15 protein-coding genes and 1 pseudogene are annotated in these 16,322 nt (G+C 70.4%); 7 read left to right on the top strand and 9 right to left on the bottom strand.

Features of this window, described 5'->3' with window-relative positions; translation table 11 throughout:
- Nucleotides 1–195 precede the first annotated feature (195 nt).
- Nucleotides 196–627 carry an IS200/IS605 family transposase gene (gene tnpA, locus ACF1AG_RS14290; protein ID WP_359603880.1) on the bottom strand — a complete coding sequence of 144 codons (432 nt, stop codon included), beginning with the start codon at nucleotides 625–627 and terminating at the stop codon, nucleotides 196–198.
- Nucleotides 628–652: 25 nt separating this feature from the next.
- On the opposite strand from tnpA, the pseudogene ACF1AG_RS14285 reads away from it, so the two are divergent.
- Nucleotides 653–1,364: pseudogene (locus ACF1AG_RS14285) on the top strand (RNA-guided endonuclease TnpB family protein).
- Complete coding sequence (locus tag ACF1AG_RS14280; RefSeq protein ID WP_359603899.1) at nucleotides 1,268–1,630, top strand: peptidoglycan-binding domain-containing protein; 363 nt, start codon at nucleotides 1,268–1,270, stop codon at nucleotides 1,628–1,630. The pseudogene ACF1AG_RS14285 and the gene ACF1AG_RS14280 overlap by 97 nt, the downstream one beginning before the upstream one ends.
- Before the next feature lie 296 nt (nucleotides 1,631–1,926).
- Here ACF1AG_RS14280 and ACF1AG_RS14275 read toward each other — a convergent pair whose 3' ends face one another.
- Nucleotides 1,927–3,438: an FAD-dependent monooxygenase gene (locus ACF1AG_RS14275; RefSeq protein ID WP_391809802.1), complete on the bottom strand. Its 1,512-nt coding sequence runs from the start codon at nucleotides 3,436–3,438 to the stop codon at nucleotides 1,927–1,929.
- Nucleotides 3,439–3,567: 129 nt separating this feature from the next.
- Here ACF1AG_RS14275 and ACF1AG_RS14270 point away from each other — a divergent pair, with 129 nt between their 5' ends.
- Complete coding sequence (locus ACF1AG_RS14270; RefSeq protein ID WP_359603876.1) at nucleotides 3,568–4,164, top strand: TetR family transcriptional regulator; 597 nt, start codon at nucleotides 3,568–3,570, stop codon at nucleotides 4,162–4,164.
- A gap of 232 nt (nucleotides 4,165–4,396) precedes the next feature.
- Here the strand turns inward: ACF1AG_RS14270 and ACF1AG_RS14265 are convergent, their stop codons facing one another.
- The 3 genes from ACF1AG_RS14265 to ACF1AG_RS14255 all read right to left on the bottom strand — a co-directional run bounded on the left by ACF1AG_RS14265 (nucleotide 4,397) and on the right by ACF1AG_RS14255 (nucleotide 8,722).
- The gene (locus tag ACF1AG_RS14265; RefSeq protein ID WP_359603874.1) at nucleotides 4,397–5,830 is read right to left on the bottom strand and encodes an MFS transporter; all 1,434 of its coding nucleotides are present in this window, start codon (nucleotides 5,828–5,830) and stop codon (nucleotides 4,397–4,399) included.
- A gap of 292 nt (nucleotides 5,831–6,122) precedes the next feature.
- Nucleotides 6,123–7,574, bottom strand: coding sequence for an aldehyde dehydrogenase (locus tag ACF1AG_RS14260; RefSeq protein ID WP_359603872.1), 1,452 nt, complete (start codon nucleotides 7,572–7,574; stop codon nucleotides 6,123–6,125).
- A 308-nt stretch (nucleotides 7,575–7,882) separates the two neighbouring features.
- A complete protein-coding gene (locus ACF1AG_RS14255; RefSeq protein ID WP_359603870.1) occupies nucleotides 7,883–8,722 on the bottom strand; it encodes an oxidoreductase in 840 nt (279 codons plus the stop codon).
- 187 nt (nucleotides 8,723–8,909) lie between these two features.
- Here ACF1AG_RS14255 and ACF1AG_RS14250 point away from each other — a divergent pair, with 187 nt between their 5' ends.
- Complete coding sequence (locus ACF1AG_RS14250) at nucleotides 8,910–9,455, top strand: TetR family transcriptional regulator (protein ID WP_359603868.1); 546 nt, start codon at nucleotides 8,910–8,912, stop codon at nucleotides 9,453–9,455.
- 524 nt (nucleotides 9,456–9,979) lie between these two features.
- Here ACF1AG_RS14250 and ACF1AG_RS14245 read toward each other — a convergent pair.
- The 4 genes from ACF1AG_RS14245 to ACF1AG_RS14230 form a co-directional block, all read right to left on the bottom strand.
- Nucleotides 9,980–10,111 (bottom strand): hypothetical protein, encoded by a 132-nt coding sequence (locus ACF1AG_RS14245; RefSeq protein ID WP_391809801.1) that lies wholly within the window; start codon nucleotides 10,109–10,111, stop codon nucleotides 9,980–9,982.
- A gap of 4 nt (nucleotides 10,112–10,115) precedes the next feature.
- Nucleotides 10,116–10,277 (bottom strand): hypothetical protein, encoded by a 162-nt coding sequence (locus tag ACF1AG_RS14240; RefSeq protein ID WP_391809800.1) that lies wholly within the window; start codon nucleotides 10,275–10,277, stop codon nucleotides 10,116–10,118.
- Between the two features lie 158 nt (nucleotides 10,278–10,435).
- A protein-coding gene (locus ACF1AG_RS14235) for an IS5 family transposase (protein ID WP_391809799.1) occupies nucleotides 10,436–11,244 on the bottom strand; the annotation gives its coding sequence in 2 pieces (ribosomal slippage) (nucleotides 10,436–10,894 and nucleotides 10,897–11,244; 807 coding nt in all).
- A gap of 40 nt (nucleotides 11,245–11,284) precedes the next feature.
- A complete protein-coding gene (locus ACF1AG_RS14230; RefSeq protein ID WP_391809798.1) occupies nucleotides 11,285–13,240 on the bottom strand; it encodes an acyl-CoA dehydrogenase in 1,956 nt (651 codons plus the stop codon).
- A 377-nt stretch (nucleotides 13,241–13,617) separates the two neighbouring features.
- Between ACF1AG_RS14230 and ACF1AG_RS14225 the strand changes: the two genes are divergently transcribed.
- From ACF1AG_RS14225 to ACF1AG_RS14215, 3 genes are all read left to right on the top strand, one after another.
- Nucleotides 13,618–14,298: a ScbR family autoregulator-binding transcription factor gene (locus ACF1AG_RS14225; RefSeq protein ID WP_359603862.1), complete on the top strand. Its 681-nt coding sequence runs from the start codon at nucleotides 13,618–13,620 to the stop codon at nucleotides 14,296–14,298.
- A 134-nt stretch (nucleotides 14,299–14,432) separates the two neighbouring features.
- Nucleotides 14,433–15,671, top strand: a complete 1,239-nt coding sequence (locus ACF1AG_RS14220; RefSeq protein ID WP_359603860.1) for a cytochrome P450 — start codon at nucleotides 14,433–14,435, stop codon at nucleotides 15,669–15,671.
- A 149-nt stretch (nucleotides 15,672–15,820) separates the two neighbouring features.
- The gene (locus tag ACF1AG_RS14215) at nucleotides 15,821–16,030 is read left to right on the top strand and encodes an acyl-CoA carboxylase subunit epsilon (RefSeq protein ID WP_387799135.1); all 210 of its coding nucleotides are present in this window, start codon (nucleotides 15,821–15,823) and stop codon (nucleotides 16,028–16,030) included.
- The last annotated feature ends 292 nt before the right edge of the window (nucleotides 16,031–16,322 follow it).

Genomic DNA, 16,322 nt, shown 5'->3' with positions numbered 1-16,322 from the left:
CGCCTACGGCCCCTGCAACACGACCGTCAAGCGCACCGACGGCCCGGCCGTCGACAACTACCACCGGGTGCCTGCCCGCACCGGTAACGGCCTGAGCTGCTACGGATGTATTCGCAGGGCACCGGGCTTCAGCCCGGTGGCGAAGCGAATCTGTGGTTTGCTCTGACCTCAGCTGTGGGCACGGATCTGCAATGTTCACCTCGGTTCGGGTCGGAGCGGCCGGTTCTGCTGCTCGATGTACTGCTTCACGATGCTGAGTGGTGCGCCGCCGACGGACCCGGCGAAGTACGAGCCGGACCACAGGCGTTGTGCCCGCCAGTAGTGGCGGACGAGGTCGGGGAACTCCTGGCGCAGCCGCCGGGAAGAGACGCCCTTGAGGCTGTTGACCAGCTTGGACACGGCGACCTTCGGCGGGAAGTTCACGAGCAGGTGGACGTGGTTGTTCTCGCCGTTGAACTCGACCAGCTCGGCCTCGAAGTCCTCGCACACGGCCCGCATGATCTCCTCGCACCGCGTCAGGTGTCGGTCGGCGAAGACCTTGTGCCGGTACTTCGTCACAAAAACCAAGTGGACGTGCAGCCGGAAGACACAGTGACGACCAGTACGAACGTTCTCATCGATACCCATAAACCAATTGTGTACCGTGATCCGTATGCAGCTCAGGTACTCGTTCCGGGTATACCCGAGCGCCGGTCAGCGCACGGCGCTGGCGAGGGCCTTCGGGTGCGCGCGGGTGGTCTACAACGACGCGCTTCGCGCTCGGGAGACCGCCCGCAGCGAGGGGCTGCCGTTCCCGAGGACCGGCGACCTGTCCAAGAAGCTGATCACCGAGGCCAAGCAGACGCCAGGGCTCCAGCAACCGGAACAAGGCCCGGCTGAAAGTCGCCCGCGCACACGCGAAGGTGACCGACGCGCGCCGCGAGTTCCACCACCATCTCTCCACGAAGCTGATCCGCGAGAACCAAGCCGTCGCCGTGGAGGACCTGGCGGTGAAGGGACTCGCCCGCACGCGCCTGGCCAAGTCCGTCCACGACGCCGGATGGTCGGCGTTCGTGAGCATGCTGGAGTACAAGGCCGCCCGGTACGGGCGCGCCTTCCACCGGATCGGCCGCTTCGAGCCCACCAGTCAGGTGTGCTCGCAGTGCGGCGTCAAGGACGGCCCCAAGCCGCTGAACGTCCGCGTGTGGACGTGTCAGGCGTGCGGGGCAGTCCTTGACCGGGACATCAACGCGGCGGTCAACGTCGCCAAGGCCGCCGGACTGGCGGTATCAGCCTGTGGAGCGCAGGTAAGACCGGGAGTCGTCCCGGCACCGCGCAGCGAAGCAGGAACCCACCCGACACCGCAGCCTTCAACGGCGCGCTAGGCGGGAACCGCCGTCCTTCAGGGCGGCGAGGATGTCAAAGCAGCACACCGGCTGCCTCCCGCATCCGCTCCAGCGGGGGAGCGGACGGCGTCTACGGCGACGGCACGGTGTGGGCCGTCCGCTGGCTCCAGGCCAACCGCCCAGACGTCAGCGCCGACGGCGTCTACGGGCCGGACACCCGCGCGGCGATGCGCTGGCCGGACTACTGGCGCGACCCCTCCGGCGGCAGCGTCGACTTCGTGGCCCGCTACAATCCGCCGATCTGACCACCCGTCACGGCACACCTCTGTGAGGGAAGCGGGAGTGACACGCGTGAGGCTCGTGCGGCCACGACGGTCCCACGAGCCTCCTGGCGCCCGCCCCTGGCGCCCCGCGGCGGATCAGGGGAACGGCGCCGGAACGGAGTACGTCAGAAGAAGCGACGGACTGAGACGTCCGACGTGCCGTTGGTGCCGCCGGGCACGAGGTTCGTCGCCGACGACTTCCGAGGCGCGTGCGCGAGGCCCTGCACAGGCGGCCTTTGTGTGAGGCCGGCCGGGCAGGGCCATGGCGTGTGCCGCTGTCAGTGCCGGTCGATGCTGGTGAAACGTGCGGCGACCGCGGCCTCGACGGTTGCGGCGTCGGCGTCGTCCTGTGCCCAGGCCGCGTATCCGTCGGGGCGGACGAGGATCGTGGTGCGCCGCTCGCCTGCCCAGTGTTCGACGGCCGGTTGCGTGCCGGACTCGTCGTCCGGAGTGGTGGGGTGGGGGAACTGGACGGTGGGCGGGGTGATGAGGACGAAGCGTCCCCCGCGGAGGGCTTCGTACAGGCGGCCGCCGCCGGCGAGGGTGCCGTCGGGGATGCGGGTGCCGGTGAGCCGGTGGGCGCCGCGTGGGGCGGGGTAGCGGTGGCCGATGCCGGTGATCTGGGCGAGGGCCTTGGTCCGGGCGGGCGCGGCGGTGTTGACGAGGGTGGTGACCGCGGCGCGGAGGGCACGCAGGGCGGGATTGTGCGCGCGGGCGAGGCGGACGAGACCGCCGCTGCTGCGCAGGACCGCCTTGCCGACGGGATGCCGTTCGCTCTGGTAGGTGTCGAGCAGCCTGTCGGGGGCCTGCCCCTTGATGACGGCGGCGAGTTTCCAGCTGAGGTTGGCGGCGTCCTGGAGGCCGGTGTTCATGCCCTGTCCGCCGGCGGGGGAGTGGATGTGGGCGGCGTCGCCGGCGAGGAAGACGCGGCCGACCCGGTACCGGGGTGCCTGGCGTTCGTCGCTGTGGAAGCGGGAGAGCCAGCGGGCGTCGTGCATGCCGAAGTCGGTGCCCAGGGCGCGGCGGGTGACGTCCCTGACCTCGTCGAGGTCGAGGGGGTGGTCGTCGGGGACCTCGTTGCGGCGGTTCCAGCCCATGACGCGGTACCAGCCGTCGCCGAAGGAGGCGATCATCGCGAAGACGTCGCCGGCGCCGTCGACGGTGAGGACGCTGTCGGGCCTCTCGGCGAGGCGGACGTCGGCGAGGAAGAGGGAGGTGATGACGGAGACGCCCGGGAAGGGCTGGCCGACGGCGCGGCGCACGGCGCTGCGGTGGCCGTCGGCGCCGACGACGTAGCCGGCACGGAGGGTGGCCGCGGTGCCGTCGCCGTTGCGGACGTCAAGGTCGACGCCGCCCGTGTCCTGGCGCAGGGTGAGGAGTTCGGTCTCGTACTCGAATCGGACGCCGAGCCGCCGGGCGCGCTGCTCCAGGAGGCGTTCGACCTCGTACTGGGGAGTGATCAGCAGGAAGGGGAAGCGGGAAGGCAGGGTGCTCAGGTCGAGGGAGAGGCGTCCGAAGAGCCGCAGCCGGGTGATGGTGCTGCCGGTGGCGAGCAGGTCGTCGGCGAGGCCGCGGGCGTCGAGCTGCTCCAGTGTGCGGGCGTGGACGCCGAATGCCCGGGACAGATTGCTGACCTGGTGGGCCCGCTTCTCGAGCAGGGTGACGGGGACACCGGCCTCGGCGAGATCGCCGGCCACGAGGAGCCCGGTGGGGCCGGCGCCGACGACGATCACGGGGTGCGTGGATGCGGCGGAGGGGTGCGTGTCCTTGCTGGCGCCGGTGCCGTGCATGGTGACCTCCCGGTCGACAACGGTTGTAGGCCAACACTTGTTGGTCAACGTCTGTTGGCAACAGTAGGCGAACGCCGCAGTGCGAGTCAACGTTTGTTGGCCAATGCCTGTTGGCCTACGATCGTTGGCATGAACGAGAGCACGCCCGCCGCCCGCACCTCTGCTCCCACCCGCCGCTCCGACACCACCCGCCGGGCCATCCTCGAGGCAGCCCGCGAGCGCTTCGCCGCCGACGGCTACGACCGCGCCACCATCCGCGCCATCGCACAGCAGGCACGAATCGACCCCTCCATGGTCATGCGCTACTACGGCAACAAGGAGGGCCTGTTCGCGGCGGCCGTCGCCATCGACCTGAAACTGCCGGACCTGTCCTCCCTGCCCCGTGACGAGGCCGGCCGTGCACTGGTCATGCACTTCCTGCATCAGTGGGAGGACAACGAGGTACTCACCGCACTCCTGCGAGTGGGCGTGACCAACGACGCCGGCGCCGAACGCATGCGCGGCATCTTCAACGACCAACTGCTCCCGCTGGCCCGCTGTCTCTGCCCCGACCCCGAGCAGGCACCCGCGCGCGCCGCACTGGTGTCCTCGCAGTTGCTCGGCCTGGCCCTCACCCGCTACGTCCTGCGCTTCCCGCCTTCCGTACACCTGCACCCGGAGGAGATCACGGCGTGGCTGGCGCCGACCGTGCAGCGCTACCTCACGGCGCCGTACCCCGGAGAGTGACGGGCCGGGCTGCGCCGACGAAGCCATCGGGCCCTGGCATGTCCCCGGAAGGAGCGCGTGCCGGCCGAGCACGCCTCCCAGCAGATGCAACCGCTAGGCAGAGAGCGCACCACCTCGAATGGTCAGGTTCATGGAGCCTCAGCCCTGCAGTACCGGTGCGTGTAGGTGTCGCGGGGCGGCACTTCGTACCGCAGGCGTTTTGATACAGCCGTGATCCCCGTTGTTCCGTTGTTCAGGCCCGGCTGACCGCGTCCGGCTGCGGGTCGGGGCTGTGGGTCGTTCGGCCCGGCGTGTGGGCGGCGTGTCGGGTGGGCACGAGGGCTGCGGCGAGTGCGGCGCCGACGAGGAACAGGGTCAGTACCGAGAAGCCGTGGGTGTAGCCGGTGACGGAGGGCAGGCCGGTTTGCGTGAGGTTGCCGGTGACGAGCAGGCTCATGATGGCGGTTCCGACGGCACCGCCGATGGAGCGGAGGTTGGCGTTCATGCCGGTCGCGGCGCCGGCCTGCTCGGCGGGCACGCTGTTGACGATGAGGTTGGCCATGGATGCGAAAGCCAGGCCGACGCCGAGGCCGAAGACTCCCGCTGCGACGGCGATCTGCCACTGCTGGTCGTGCGCCAGGGCGAGGATGGCGCATGCGAGCGCGGCGAGGCCTGAACCGGTGGTCAGCTGGTGCTTGGCGCTGAGCCGTGGCTCCAGGCGGCCGCTGAGGATGCCGGCGACGAACATGGTGATCAGCATGGGCAGCATGAGCAGCCCGGATGCGGTGACGCTCGCACCGAAGCCGTATCCGGCCGAACTCGGCGTCTGCACGAAGCCCGGCAGGAAGGCCCAGACAGAGGAGAGGCCGGCGCCGAACAGCAGAGCGGCCGTGTTCGTGGTCCACACCGGCCGCGTGCGCAGAACGCGCAGGTCGATCAGCGGGCTCGGGCTGCGTGACTCGGCGCGCAGCCACAGGCCGAAGAGGACGACGGCCGCGGCGAACAGCGAGATCACGGGGGCGGAGTTCCAGCCCCACCGGCTGCCCCGGCTGACCGGCAGGAGCAGTGCCACCAGCCAGCCGGACAGTAGCAGCGCGCCGAGCCAGTTGATGTGTCCCTGCGCACGGTGAGGCGATTCGGGGATGTGGCGCGCGGCTATGAGGGCGGTGACGGCAAGGATGGCGACGGGGATCCAGAACAGCCAGCGGTAGTCGAGCGCGGCCACGATGGGCCCGGCGGCGACGATGCCGACGCCGCCGCCTGCGGCGATGACGGCGGACAGGTTGCTGATGCTGCCACTGACCTGGCCGGCCTCGAACTGGTCGCGGATGATGCCGAACGAGAGCGGGAACACTGCTCCGCCGATGCCCTGGACGACACGGGCGATGATCAGGACGCCGATGGTGGGTGCCAGCGCCGCGAGCAGGCATCCTGCGAGCACCGCCGCCAGGACGGCGACGAGTGTGCGCGTCTTGCCGAGCAGATCGCCGACGCGGCCGAGAATCGGGGTGAACACCGAGGCGGACAGCAGATAGGCCGTCATCACCCACGTGGTGGTGGACTGAGAGGTGTGCAGGGCGTGCTGGATCGTCGGCAACGCCGGCGCGATGAGCGACTGCAGCATCGAGAAGACGCCCGCACCACTGGCGAGTACCGCGAAGGTGAGGCGGGGTGACTTGGTGGGCATGGAATGACTCTCCGGGGAACGGAAGGATGGCGAAGGGCGCCGGGAGCAGGCGCACGCCGTGATGCGGAGGGCCACGGCCCGAGGGGTTCGGCCGGTATTCGTGCGGGACGGCATTCTCATGGGCGGGAGCGGAGGTCTGCCGCCGTGGGCGACGCAGCCGACCGGATGAGGGCCGGGCGGGCGGTGGTCGTGCCGCCGGTGGGCCTGTGTCGTTGGTGGGCCGTTCCGCGGGTGGGCCCGTCCGGCGCGCGGGGGCTGTGGCTGCGCTGTGTATGTGTCGCGGGGTGTGCGGCTAGCGGTTGCGGGTGATCGTCTTGTGCTCGACGTAGCCGGTCAGGCCGACCTTGCCGTATTCACGGCCGATGCCGCTCGCCTTGTAGCCGCCGAACGGACCGTCGAAGCTCATCGGGGAGCCGTTCAGGGTGACCGTGCCGGTGCGCAGTCGGCGGGCGACGGAGAGGGCACGCTCAGGGTCGATGGTCCAGATGCCGCCGGACAGGCCGTAGGCGGAGTCGTTGGCGATGCGGACGGCGTCGTCCTCGTCGTCGTAGGCGATGACGGACAGGACCGGGCCGAAGATCTCCTCCTGCGCGATGCGCATGGAGTTGTCGACGTCGGCGAAGACGGTCGGGGTGACGTAGTTGCCCTGCTCCAGGCCTTCGGGGATCTGCGGTCCGCCGGTTACCAGCCGGGCGCCCTCCGCTATGCCGACGTGGATGTAGTCGATGACGCGCTGCTGCTGGTCGGGGCGGATCATCGGGCCGATGAAGGTGTCCGGAGCGGACGGGTCGCCGACCTTCAGCGATTCGACCATGACCTTGATCGCGGCGACGACCTCCGCGTAGCGGCCGCGCGGGGCCAGGATGCGGGTCTGGAGGATGCAGGCCTCACCGTTGTTCGCCAAGGAGCCGAATCGCAGGCCCTGGACGACGGCGTCCAGGTCGGCGTCGTCGAGGATGAGGGCGGCGGACTTGCCGCCCAGCTCCAGGCTGACCCGCTTGAGGTGCTCGCCCGCGATGGAGGCGATGCGCCGGCCGGCGCGGGTGGAGCCGGTGAAGGCGATCTTGTCGACGTCGGGGTGGGAGACGAGGTACTCGCTGGTCTCGCGGTCGGCGGGTAGGACGCTGAGCACACCCGCGGGAAGCCCGGCCTCGTGCCACAGATCCGCCAGCAGCATCATGCTGAGAGAGTTCTCCGGGGAGACCTTCAGGACGACAGTGTTTCCGGCCAGTAGGGCCGGGACCAGCTTGGCGGTGGCTGCGGAGAACGGCGAGTTCCACGGGATGACGGCGGCGACCACGCCGATCGCCTCCCGACGGACGATGGTGTCGAAGGACACCGACGGGTCGGACGGCTCGATGATCTCCTCCCAGCCGAACTCCTCGGCCGCCTTCAGGTACGCCTTCACCTGACGGGTCAGGAAGGGCTGGCCGGCCTTGGTGAACCAGCCGGCCGAGCCGTTCTCGACGGAGATGGCCCGAGCGACCTCATCGGCGTGGGCAGCGCGCAGGGCGTCGTAACGCCGGACGATCTCCTGTCGCTCCTCGGGGCTGGTGCGCGGCCAGAGCCCGTCGTCGAAGGCCGCGCGGGCCGCGGCGACGGCGGCGTCGACGTCGGCGGGCGCGGCCTGCGCGGCGCTGCCCAGCAGGGACTGGTCGTGCGGGGAAAGGATGTCGATCCGCAGATTCGGGTCGCTGGGGGCGACCCATGCGCCGCCGATGTAGAGCTTGTCGCGAACAGTCATGTCTTCACGGTTCCTGGGTGCGAAAGGGACGAGAGAGCGATGGAGAGGAGAGGGCGGGGGCGCGTCGGCAGGCTGACGGGTGCGGGCGGTGCGGTGCCGCCTTGCGTGCGGGGGTCTGGGCGAAGCCGTTCTGCGGTCATGCCGGAAGGGCAGGTAGGTGCTCCGACCGGGCGGCTGGGCCGGCCTTCGGTGGTGGCGTCGGCCTTCCGGTGGTCGGGCAGCGGCGTTCCGGTGGGTGTGCCGTGCTCCGGTGGGTGCCGTGCTCCGGTGGTGCCCGAGCGTGCGGGGGCACCACCGGAACGAAGTGGTCAGGCGGTGGGGTAGTCCGTGGAGCGGCTGACCTCGGCCCACTCGCGGGCCTCGGCGAGGCGTGCCTCCTCGGCGCTGATGGCGATCTCCAGGGCATCGCTGCCGAGGAGCAGCCGGCGCGGGGGCTTCGCCGCCTCCACCGCGGTGACGACCGCGCGGGCCATACGGTCGGGGTCACCCGGCTCGTTGCCGGCGTACTCGGCGAACCTCGCGAGCCACGCGCCGACCGTCTCCTCGTAGTCGGAGGTGACGGGACCGGACGGCTCCGCCGCGCCTGCGGCCCAGCCGGTGCGGATGCCGCCGGGCTCGACGATGGTGACCTTGATGCCGAACGGGGCCACCTCGTTCGCCAGCACCTCTGAGAACCCTTCGACGGCGAATTTCGCGGTCTGATAGGCGCTGAGGCCGGGCGTGCCGCCCACGCGTCCGCCGACGGACGAGATCTGCACGATGTGCCCGGAGCGCCGGCTCCGCATCACCGGCAGCACCGCCCGGGTCAGGTTGACCACGCCGTACAGATTAGCCTCGACCTGCGCGCGGAACTCGTCTTCTGGGAAGTCCTCGATCGAGCCGCTGGTGGCGTAACCCGCGTTGTTCACCAGCACGTCGATCGAGCCGAACTTCTCCACCGCCCTTTCCACCACGGCCCGGGCGTCGGACGGGGAGGTGACGTCCAGGGCCACCGCCATCAGTCGCTCAGGGTGCTCGGCCTGCAAGGAGGCCAGCGTGTCCGGCTTCCGAGAAGTCACCACGACCCTGTCGCCGGCGCTCAGCGCCGCGAGCGTCAGAGCCTTGCCCAGCCCTTGCGAGCCGCCGGTGATCAGCCACGTCCGTGACATAGCGCATCCCTCTTCTCGTGCGTCGTCTCATCGTTTTGTCGTTCTCCCGCTCCAGCGGGGGCTTGCCACTCCAGTGTAGAGACATTTCCCATTGCTGCAACATCAGAGTCGTAGTTCTTGTTCGTGTTGCTATTCACGTGTTGGAAATCGTGCCAAAAGTGACCACTGGACGTACACTCTCCGCATCATGAGAGCTGACGCTGCACGCAACCTCACCGCTGTGCTCCGGGCCGGGGCCCGGTTGCTGGCCGAGGACCCGGGCGCCTCGATGGCGGCCATCGCCGCCGCCGCGGGAGTGGACCGCACCACCGTCCACCGCCGCTTCGCCAGCCGCGAGGCGCTGCTCAGCGCCGTCTTCCAGGCCAAGCTCGACTCCGCCGAACATGTCCTGGACGAGGCACGCCTCACCGAGGCCCCTGTTCCGGTCGCCCTCCACCGTTACCTGGAAGGGATCATCCCCGTCAGCCGTCAATGGCCTGTCGACACGCGCCGCATGATGCAGAAGGACCCCGAGGCCGACATCCGCCGCCAGGAGCAGAGCGCCCGGCTCGACACCTTCGTCCGCCGCACCATCGACGAGGGCTACTTGCGCGCCGGCACCGACGCGGCCTGGGCGCGGGCGGTCCTCGACGGACTCGTCGACACGGCCGCCCACAAGTTCCCCGCCATGGAACCCCCGCAAGCCGCCGACCTCGTCGCCGGCACTTTCCTCACCGGCCTCGGCGCCACCTGACGACCGACCGGCCCGGCCGCGGTGGTAAGAGCCCTTTTGGCCCTTTTGGTAGCTCGCGGATGTCGAGTCCAGTGAGGAGCAAGGGGCCCTGTTGCCGAAGTGTCGCCCCAGCCCGGATGACCGTGCCTATCCGGGCGGACAGCGGCCCGCCGTAGTCCGCCGCCGACAGCGGGACCAGCCAGTCGCGTCCTACCCGCTCGCCCGACCTGCGGAAGAACGCCCCGTAGGCGGGCAGCGGCCGAGGCCGCCCGGCGCCGCTGTCCCTCCACAGCGGCTCGACCATGACCGGATCCACCAGCGCGTTGGCCACGGCCGCCACTTCCGGGAGGATGACCGGATCCCGGCCCGCAATCCGCCACCGCTCGGACCGCCCCGGCGTCGCCGCCCGCCACCTGGTGCAAGCCTGTGCGGCCAGATCTCCTTACGCGCCCGGTGCAGGGCCTCTTCCCACCTGCGGGCCGCGACCGCGTGCGCCAGGGCGAGAACCTGGCCGGGCTCGGCTCCGGCCTGCCCTGCACCGCGCGTCACCCCGTCCACCGCCGCTGCGCGGCCGCCACTTGTGGGACACCGCGCAGGGCGGGGTGCCCCAGCGGCTGGTCGGCGTCCGCGTCCAGCCAGCCGCCCGCCCGTGCCGGGCACACCCCCGCTCCCAGCACGGACCTACCGCACCGCCCGCACCGTCTGCCCGGTGCGGGCGGTGCTGGCGGTGCGGGTGGGGGAGTTGCGGTACGTCCGCAGCCGCAGCACACCGGCGACCGGGAGGCCGTAGCGGTCCGCGGCCCGGCTGATCGGCGACGAGTTCAGCTCTCCGGCCGGCGGCACGATCCGTGACGCTCCTGCTCGAAGGCCTCCCGGCATGCCCGGTCAGCACCCGGGGTGTCTGCGGCGGGGGTTTGGTGGGGTGTTGTCGTGGGTGGCGGTGGGGCGGCGTGGGTTCGGGGTGGTTTCGGGGTGGGGTGTGGGGTGGGTTAGACGTCGTTTCAGTTGGTGAGTCGGCGGTAGCTGATGAGGGCTGCGGCTATGCCGACGAAGGCCAGGAAGTGCTCGGCCTTGCGCTCATAGCGGCGGTGCAGACGGCGGCAGCCGGCCAGCCAGGAGACCGTTCTCTCGACGACCCAGCGGTGTCGGCCCAGCCGGTTGGAGGACTCGATGCCTTTGCGGGCGATGCGGTGGTGGATGCGGCGCTCGCGAAGCCATTTCCGCAGGTGGCCGTAGCCGTATCCCTTGTCGGCGTGGAGCTTGGCCGGGCGCCGGCGGCGCGGGCCGCGGCGGGAGCGGATGGGCGGGATCCCGCGCACGAGCGGCTGCAGGCCGAGGCTGTCGTGCGTGTTGGCGCCAGAGATGCCCAGCGACAGCGGCACGCCGTTTCGGTCGGTGATGAGGTGGATTTTCGATCCCGGCTTGCCGCGGTCGGTCGGATTCGGTCCGGTCAGTGGCCCCCTTTTGCCGCCCGGACGCTGACGGAGTCGATGGCGCATCGCGACCAGTCCAGCTCACCCCGAGCGCCGAGTTCATCGAGGATGACCCGGTGCAGTCGTGCCCACACCCGCCCTCGGCTCCACTGGGCGAAGCGCCGGTAGACGGTGGGCCAGGCGGGCCCGAACACCGGCGGCAACTGCCGCCAGGTGCAGCCCGAGGTGGCCACGAAGATGATCGCCGCCAGGCACTCGCGGTCACCGGCCCTCCGTTTGCCGCCGCCCTGCGGGCGTATGACCTCCGTCGGCGGGACCACCCGCCGGAACAGCGTCCACAACTCGTCCGGCACCAACCGTTCCACCAGATCCGTCATGCACGGCTCAACGAGCGATCACGCCATCAGAAACGACGTCTTAGTGGGTGGGTGTGTGTTCGTTGTTTTTGTTGGTGTGGGGGATGAGTTGGTCGAATTGGTGGAGGTGGTTGGGTGTGGTGAGGGGTATGGCTGTGAGGTATTGGGTGGGGAGGTGGAAGGCGTTGGTGAGGGTGGTGGTGTGGGGGGTGAGGGTGTGGAGGGTTTCGTTGGTGGTGTGGGGGAGGTTGAGTACGTGGTGGGTGGTGAGGTGGTTGGTGGCGAGGAGGTCGCCGGTGTAGTCGTTGAGTTGGTTGAGGAGGAAGAGGCGGCAGAGTTGGGTGAGGAGGGTGTGTGCGGTGGGGTCTGTTGTGTGTTGGGTTGCGTGGATGAAGGCGTCGGCGGCTTGGAGGCGGGCGTGTGCTTCGATCATGCGTAGGGCGGGGGTTGAGGCGTTGTTCCATCGGGCGAGGGGGTCGCCGGGGGGGCCGTTGCGTAGTGCGGTGCGGGCGCGGGTCTGCCAGAGGGTCTGGGCGTGGTGGAGGAGTTCGCGCAGGAAGGCTGTGTCGGTGAGGTCTTGTTGTGCGGGTGGGGTGGTGTGGGGGGGTGGGGTGGTGTTGTGGCCGAAGAGCATTTCGGCGGCGGCTTTGGCCCAGATGACGAGGTTGTCGCCTTCGGCGGTGATGGTTCCTTCGGTGTATTGGGGGAAGTCGGCGAGGCCGTTGACGGGGAAGAGGGCGTGGGCGCCGCAGCGTTCGCGGGCTTCGGTGGTGAGGGTGCGGGCCTGCCAGGTGATCCAGCCTTTGGTGATGGCGACGAGGCGTTCGATTTCGGGGCGTTCGTCGGGGGTGTGGTCGGCCCAGCGGGCGGTGACTGTGCGGTGGAGGAAGGTCATGGCGTAGGCGGTGGCCAGTGCGTGCAGGAGGCGGCTGTGGTGGGTGCGGTGGGCGTGCAGGGGTACTTGTTGTCCTGCGCGGGGGCCGCTGATGTGGCGGTGGTGGGCGTAGCGGACGGCGATGGTCAGGGCGGCGCGTGTGGCGCCGACGGCGGCGCCGCTCATGCAGAGTTTGCCGGTGGTGACGCGTGCGATGGACTGCAGGAACCGTTTGCGGCGGTTGCCGAGGCTGCTGGTGAAGGTGTTGTCGTGGGTGAGGCGTCCGTGGGCGGCTTCGAGGAGGGCGCTGCGGGGGAGGGGGACGTGGTCGAAGGCGGTGAGGCAGTGGTCGACGGGGGCGCCTGCGCGGTAGGGGAGGCGGCGGACGCGGATGCCGGGGAGGGTGCCGTGGGCGTCGCTGAGGGGGGTGAGGAAGAGGAAGACTCCCTGGTCCTCGCCGTTGACGAGGAGGCGGGCGGCGACGACGGCGCTTTTCGGGCCGCCGGTGGGGCTGGTGTTGGGCATGAATTTCTGGGCGCCGGTGTGGGGGGTGTGCAGGATGAATCCGCCTGTGTCGGGGTCGAACTCGGCGGTGGTCTGCAGGGCGGCGGCGTCGTTGCCGTGGGCGAGTTCGGTGCACAGGAAGGTGCCGGTGCGGGCGAGTGTGGTGAATTCCGTCAGGTCGCGCGGCGGGCCGTCCTGGTGGTCCAGGAGGCTGCCGAGGAAGAGGTTGTAGTGGATGCTTGCGAGCGTGCACAGGCCCCCGCCGCCGTGCACGACCGCCGCCCATTCGTGGAGTGCTGCAAGGAGCCGCGGGTCGCGCGCCAGGTCCTCGGCGCGCTCGAGTCTGCGGTTGACCGCGCGCAGGCGTTCGTAGGAGAGCGCGGCCTGTTCGGCGGGTGAGAGTCCTTCCTTGTGGCGGAACGATTCGTCGGTGATCAGTTCGCGCCAGGGGGTGTGCACGCGGTCCTGGTCGTCGCCCTCGAAGAGCAGCCGGACCAGGTCGGTGACGGTGGGTGAGTGCTCGGCCGGTGCCGGGAGGGGGCCGGCGGGGCCGGCGGGGCCGTTCGGGCCGTCCGGCCGGGGGCGGGTTGCCGGGGCGGCGTCGGCCGGGGATGCCTGGGTGATGGTCAGCAGGGTCATGCTCTCTCCGCGTGGTCGTTCGACGACAGTGGGAAGCACACGGCCGTAAAGATACGAACCCACCGGTTTTCTTTTCAAGACACTCCGGAAGTCCGTCGAGTGACCTAGGTCACTTCGGCGGGGATAGTTGCGGGTGAAACAGGAGCTGATAAGGGGCGTTCCGCTTCATATGCCAGGAGCGGGCGGGGCATTGAAAAACCGGGTGGCAGGTTTTATTCTCGTGGGCGTCCGGTTCGGGTCGCCTGCAACCACGCACAGGGGGGTGTCGTATGGCGCGTGTCGGGGTGCGGACCGGCATGATCTTCCGCCAGGCGTACTGGTAAGATACATACCTGCCGGTTTTTTTCCGGGGTGCGGCAGAGCGGTGGAGGTGTTCGATGGTGCAGCAGGAGCGGGCGGTCAGGACTCGGAAGGCCATCCTGGCGGCGGCGGGCGAAGTGTTCGACGAGGTCGGATACGAAGCGGCGACCATCTCCACGATTCTGCAGAGAGCGAAGGTCACCAAGGGTGCGCTCTACTTCCACTTCTCGTCCAAGGAGGAGCTGGCCCAGGCGGTGCTGGCGCAGCAGCTGTCGGGGCTGCCGCAGGTGCCGCGGCGGAAGCTGGCGCTGCAGCAGGGGCTGGACGAGGCGTTGCTGCTGGCCCACCTGCTCGCCTGTGGTGACCCGCTGGTCAGGGGCAGTGTGCGGCTGACCGTGGAGCAGGGCTCGCCGCACGACGGTCTGGACCGGCAGGTGCCGATGGCGGGGTGGATCGAGCACAACACCGAGATCCTCGGTGCGGCACGCGACAACGGCGAGCTCCTGCCGGGGGTGGACGTGGCCGCGGCGGCCCGGATGTTCGTCGGGGCCTTCACCGGAGTGCAGATCCTGTCCAAGCTCATGACGGGCCGCGCCGATCTCGTCGAGCGCGTGGCGGATCTGCAGCGTCATCTCATGGCGGGCGTCGCGGTTCCCGCCGTGCTGGTACAGCTGGACTTCTCACCGCAGCGCAGCGCGCGCGTGTACGAGGAGGCCGTGGGGGCGGGCCGGCAGGCCGAGCCCCTCGGGGTGGACTGAGCCGCAGGGACGGTCCGTCGCCGGCCCCCGGCCGAGGGGGCCGGGCCCTCCCGGGTGCGCGCCGGGTCTGCCGGCCTTCTTCACGCGCACGCGTACGTGGTGCGACATGCAACCATCACACAGGGGGTACGACGATGGAACTGACGGCCTGTCCCTATGCCCTGGACGTCACGGGCAGTGATCTCGCCGGCGAGGCGGCCCTGCTGCGGCCGCAGGGGCCGGCGGTGGAGGTCGAACTGCCCGGCGGTGTCCGGGCCTGGGCGGTGGTGCGGCAGGAGTACGTGGAACGGCTGCTGACCGACCCTCGGGTGTCCAAGAACGCGCGACAGCACTGGCCCGACTTCATCGAGGGCCGGATCACCGAGGCCTGGCCGCTGTATCCGTGGGTGGCCAACGAGAACATGCTCTTCGCCTACGGTGCGGAGCACACCCGGCTGCGCCGGCTCGTCGCGGGCGCCTTCACGGCCCGGCGTTCGGAGGGGCTGCGTCCACGTGTGCGTGAGATCGTCGCGGAACTGCTGGACGGCCTGGACGCCGCGGCGGCGGGCGGTGAACCGGTGGACGTGCGGCGCCTGTTCGCCGAGCTGCTGCCGATGCGCGTCATCTGCGAACTGTTCGGTGTCCCGCAGGGCGCCGCCACGCAGGAGCTGTGCGCCGCGCTGCACACCGTCTTCAGCCCGTCGGTGGGGGCCCGGGAGATGGAGGCGGCGCGGGTGAAGGCCTTCGGGCTGCTGGCCGCCATCGTGGCCGAGAAGCGGGCGCACCCCGGTGACGACCTCACCAGCTCCCTCATCGAGGCCCGCGACCGGGGCGACCGGCTCAGCGAGCACGAACTGCTGGGCACCCTGTACCTGATGATCGCCGGCGGCCAGGACACCACCGCCACCCTGATCGCCAACGCGATAGGCGCCCTCCTGAGCCACCCCGGGCAGCTGGAGCACATCCGCGCCGGGCGCGCCGACTGGGCCGACGCCGCCGCCGAGACCATGCGGGTGCACACCCCCGGGGCCTATTCGCCGATGCGGTTCGCGGTGGAGGACATCGACCTGGACGGGGTGCTGATCCGGCAGGGCGACGCGATCCTGGTCAACTTCGCGGCGCCGGGCCTGGACCCGCAGCGGTACGGGGAGAACGCCGCCGAGTTCGACGTGCTGCGCAGCGACCGCGACACCCTCGGGTTCGGGCACGGGGTGCACCGGTGCATGGGCGTTCCGCTGGCCCGGGTGGAGGCGGCGGAGGCGCTGTCGGCCTTCTTCGGGCGCTTCCCGGACGTGCGGCTCGCCTGCAGCCCCGGCGAACTGGCGCCCATGCCCTCGTTCCTGATGAACGGATTCCGGTCTCTGCCGGTGTGGCTGCGTCCGGCCGCCCTCTGACCGGCAGCCCGCCTCCCGCCGACGATCCCTCCGAGCTCCACGGCCGCCGCCGGCCGTGGAGCTCGGTGCTTGCCCCGGTTCCGCTCGAGCGGAACTGAGGCCTTCCTGTAGCGCGATCCCCCACGGTGGCCGGGTCGAGAGGAGCGGACATGGGCGAACCGGACGCCTCGCGGCCCGCGCTGCGCATCGAGCGCGGGCAGGCGGACGAGGACGAACTGGCCGCCGTGACGGTCGTGCTGTGCTCCGTGCTGGCCGGACGGGGCGCGAGCGCGGGGGACGGCCCGGGGGCCGGCGCCTCCTCGTGGCGGCCGCAGCGGCGGGCCGCCGCCACGTACCGCCCCGCGCACAGCTGGCGGTAGGGCCGCCGCTCGAGCGCCGGCCGCAGGCCGGCGGCACCTTTTCCATGGCTGATTCATGTGCGCGGCCACACATCCCCCTTATAAACCGCACAGGCGGTTTGTTATTGTGGGTGTGCGTCTCCGGACCGCGTCCATGAGGAGGGAGGCATCGTGACAGTCCTCAATGACGTTCCCCTGGTGTCCACCGATTCCTCGGGCGCGCGCGGACGCGTGGCCGAACTGCACGGGATCCGTGCGCGGGCACTGGCCGGCCCGGGCGAGAAGGCGACCCGGGCGCAGCACGCCAAGGGCA

This window comes from Streptomyces sp. NPDC014764 (assembly GCF_043082785.1).
GTDB classification, from domain to species: domain Bacteria; phylum Actinomycetota; class Actinomycetes; order Streptomycetales; family Streptomycetaceae; genus Streptomyces; species Streptomyces althioticus.
The sequence above is the reverse complement of the archived record's forward strand: the minus strand, read 5'-3'. Positions and strand labels throughout refer to the sequence as shown.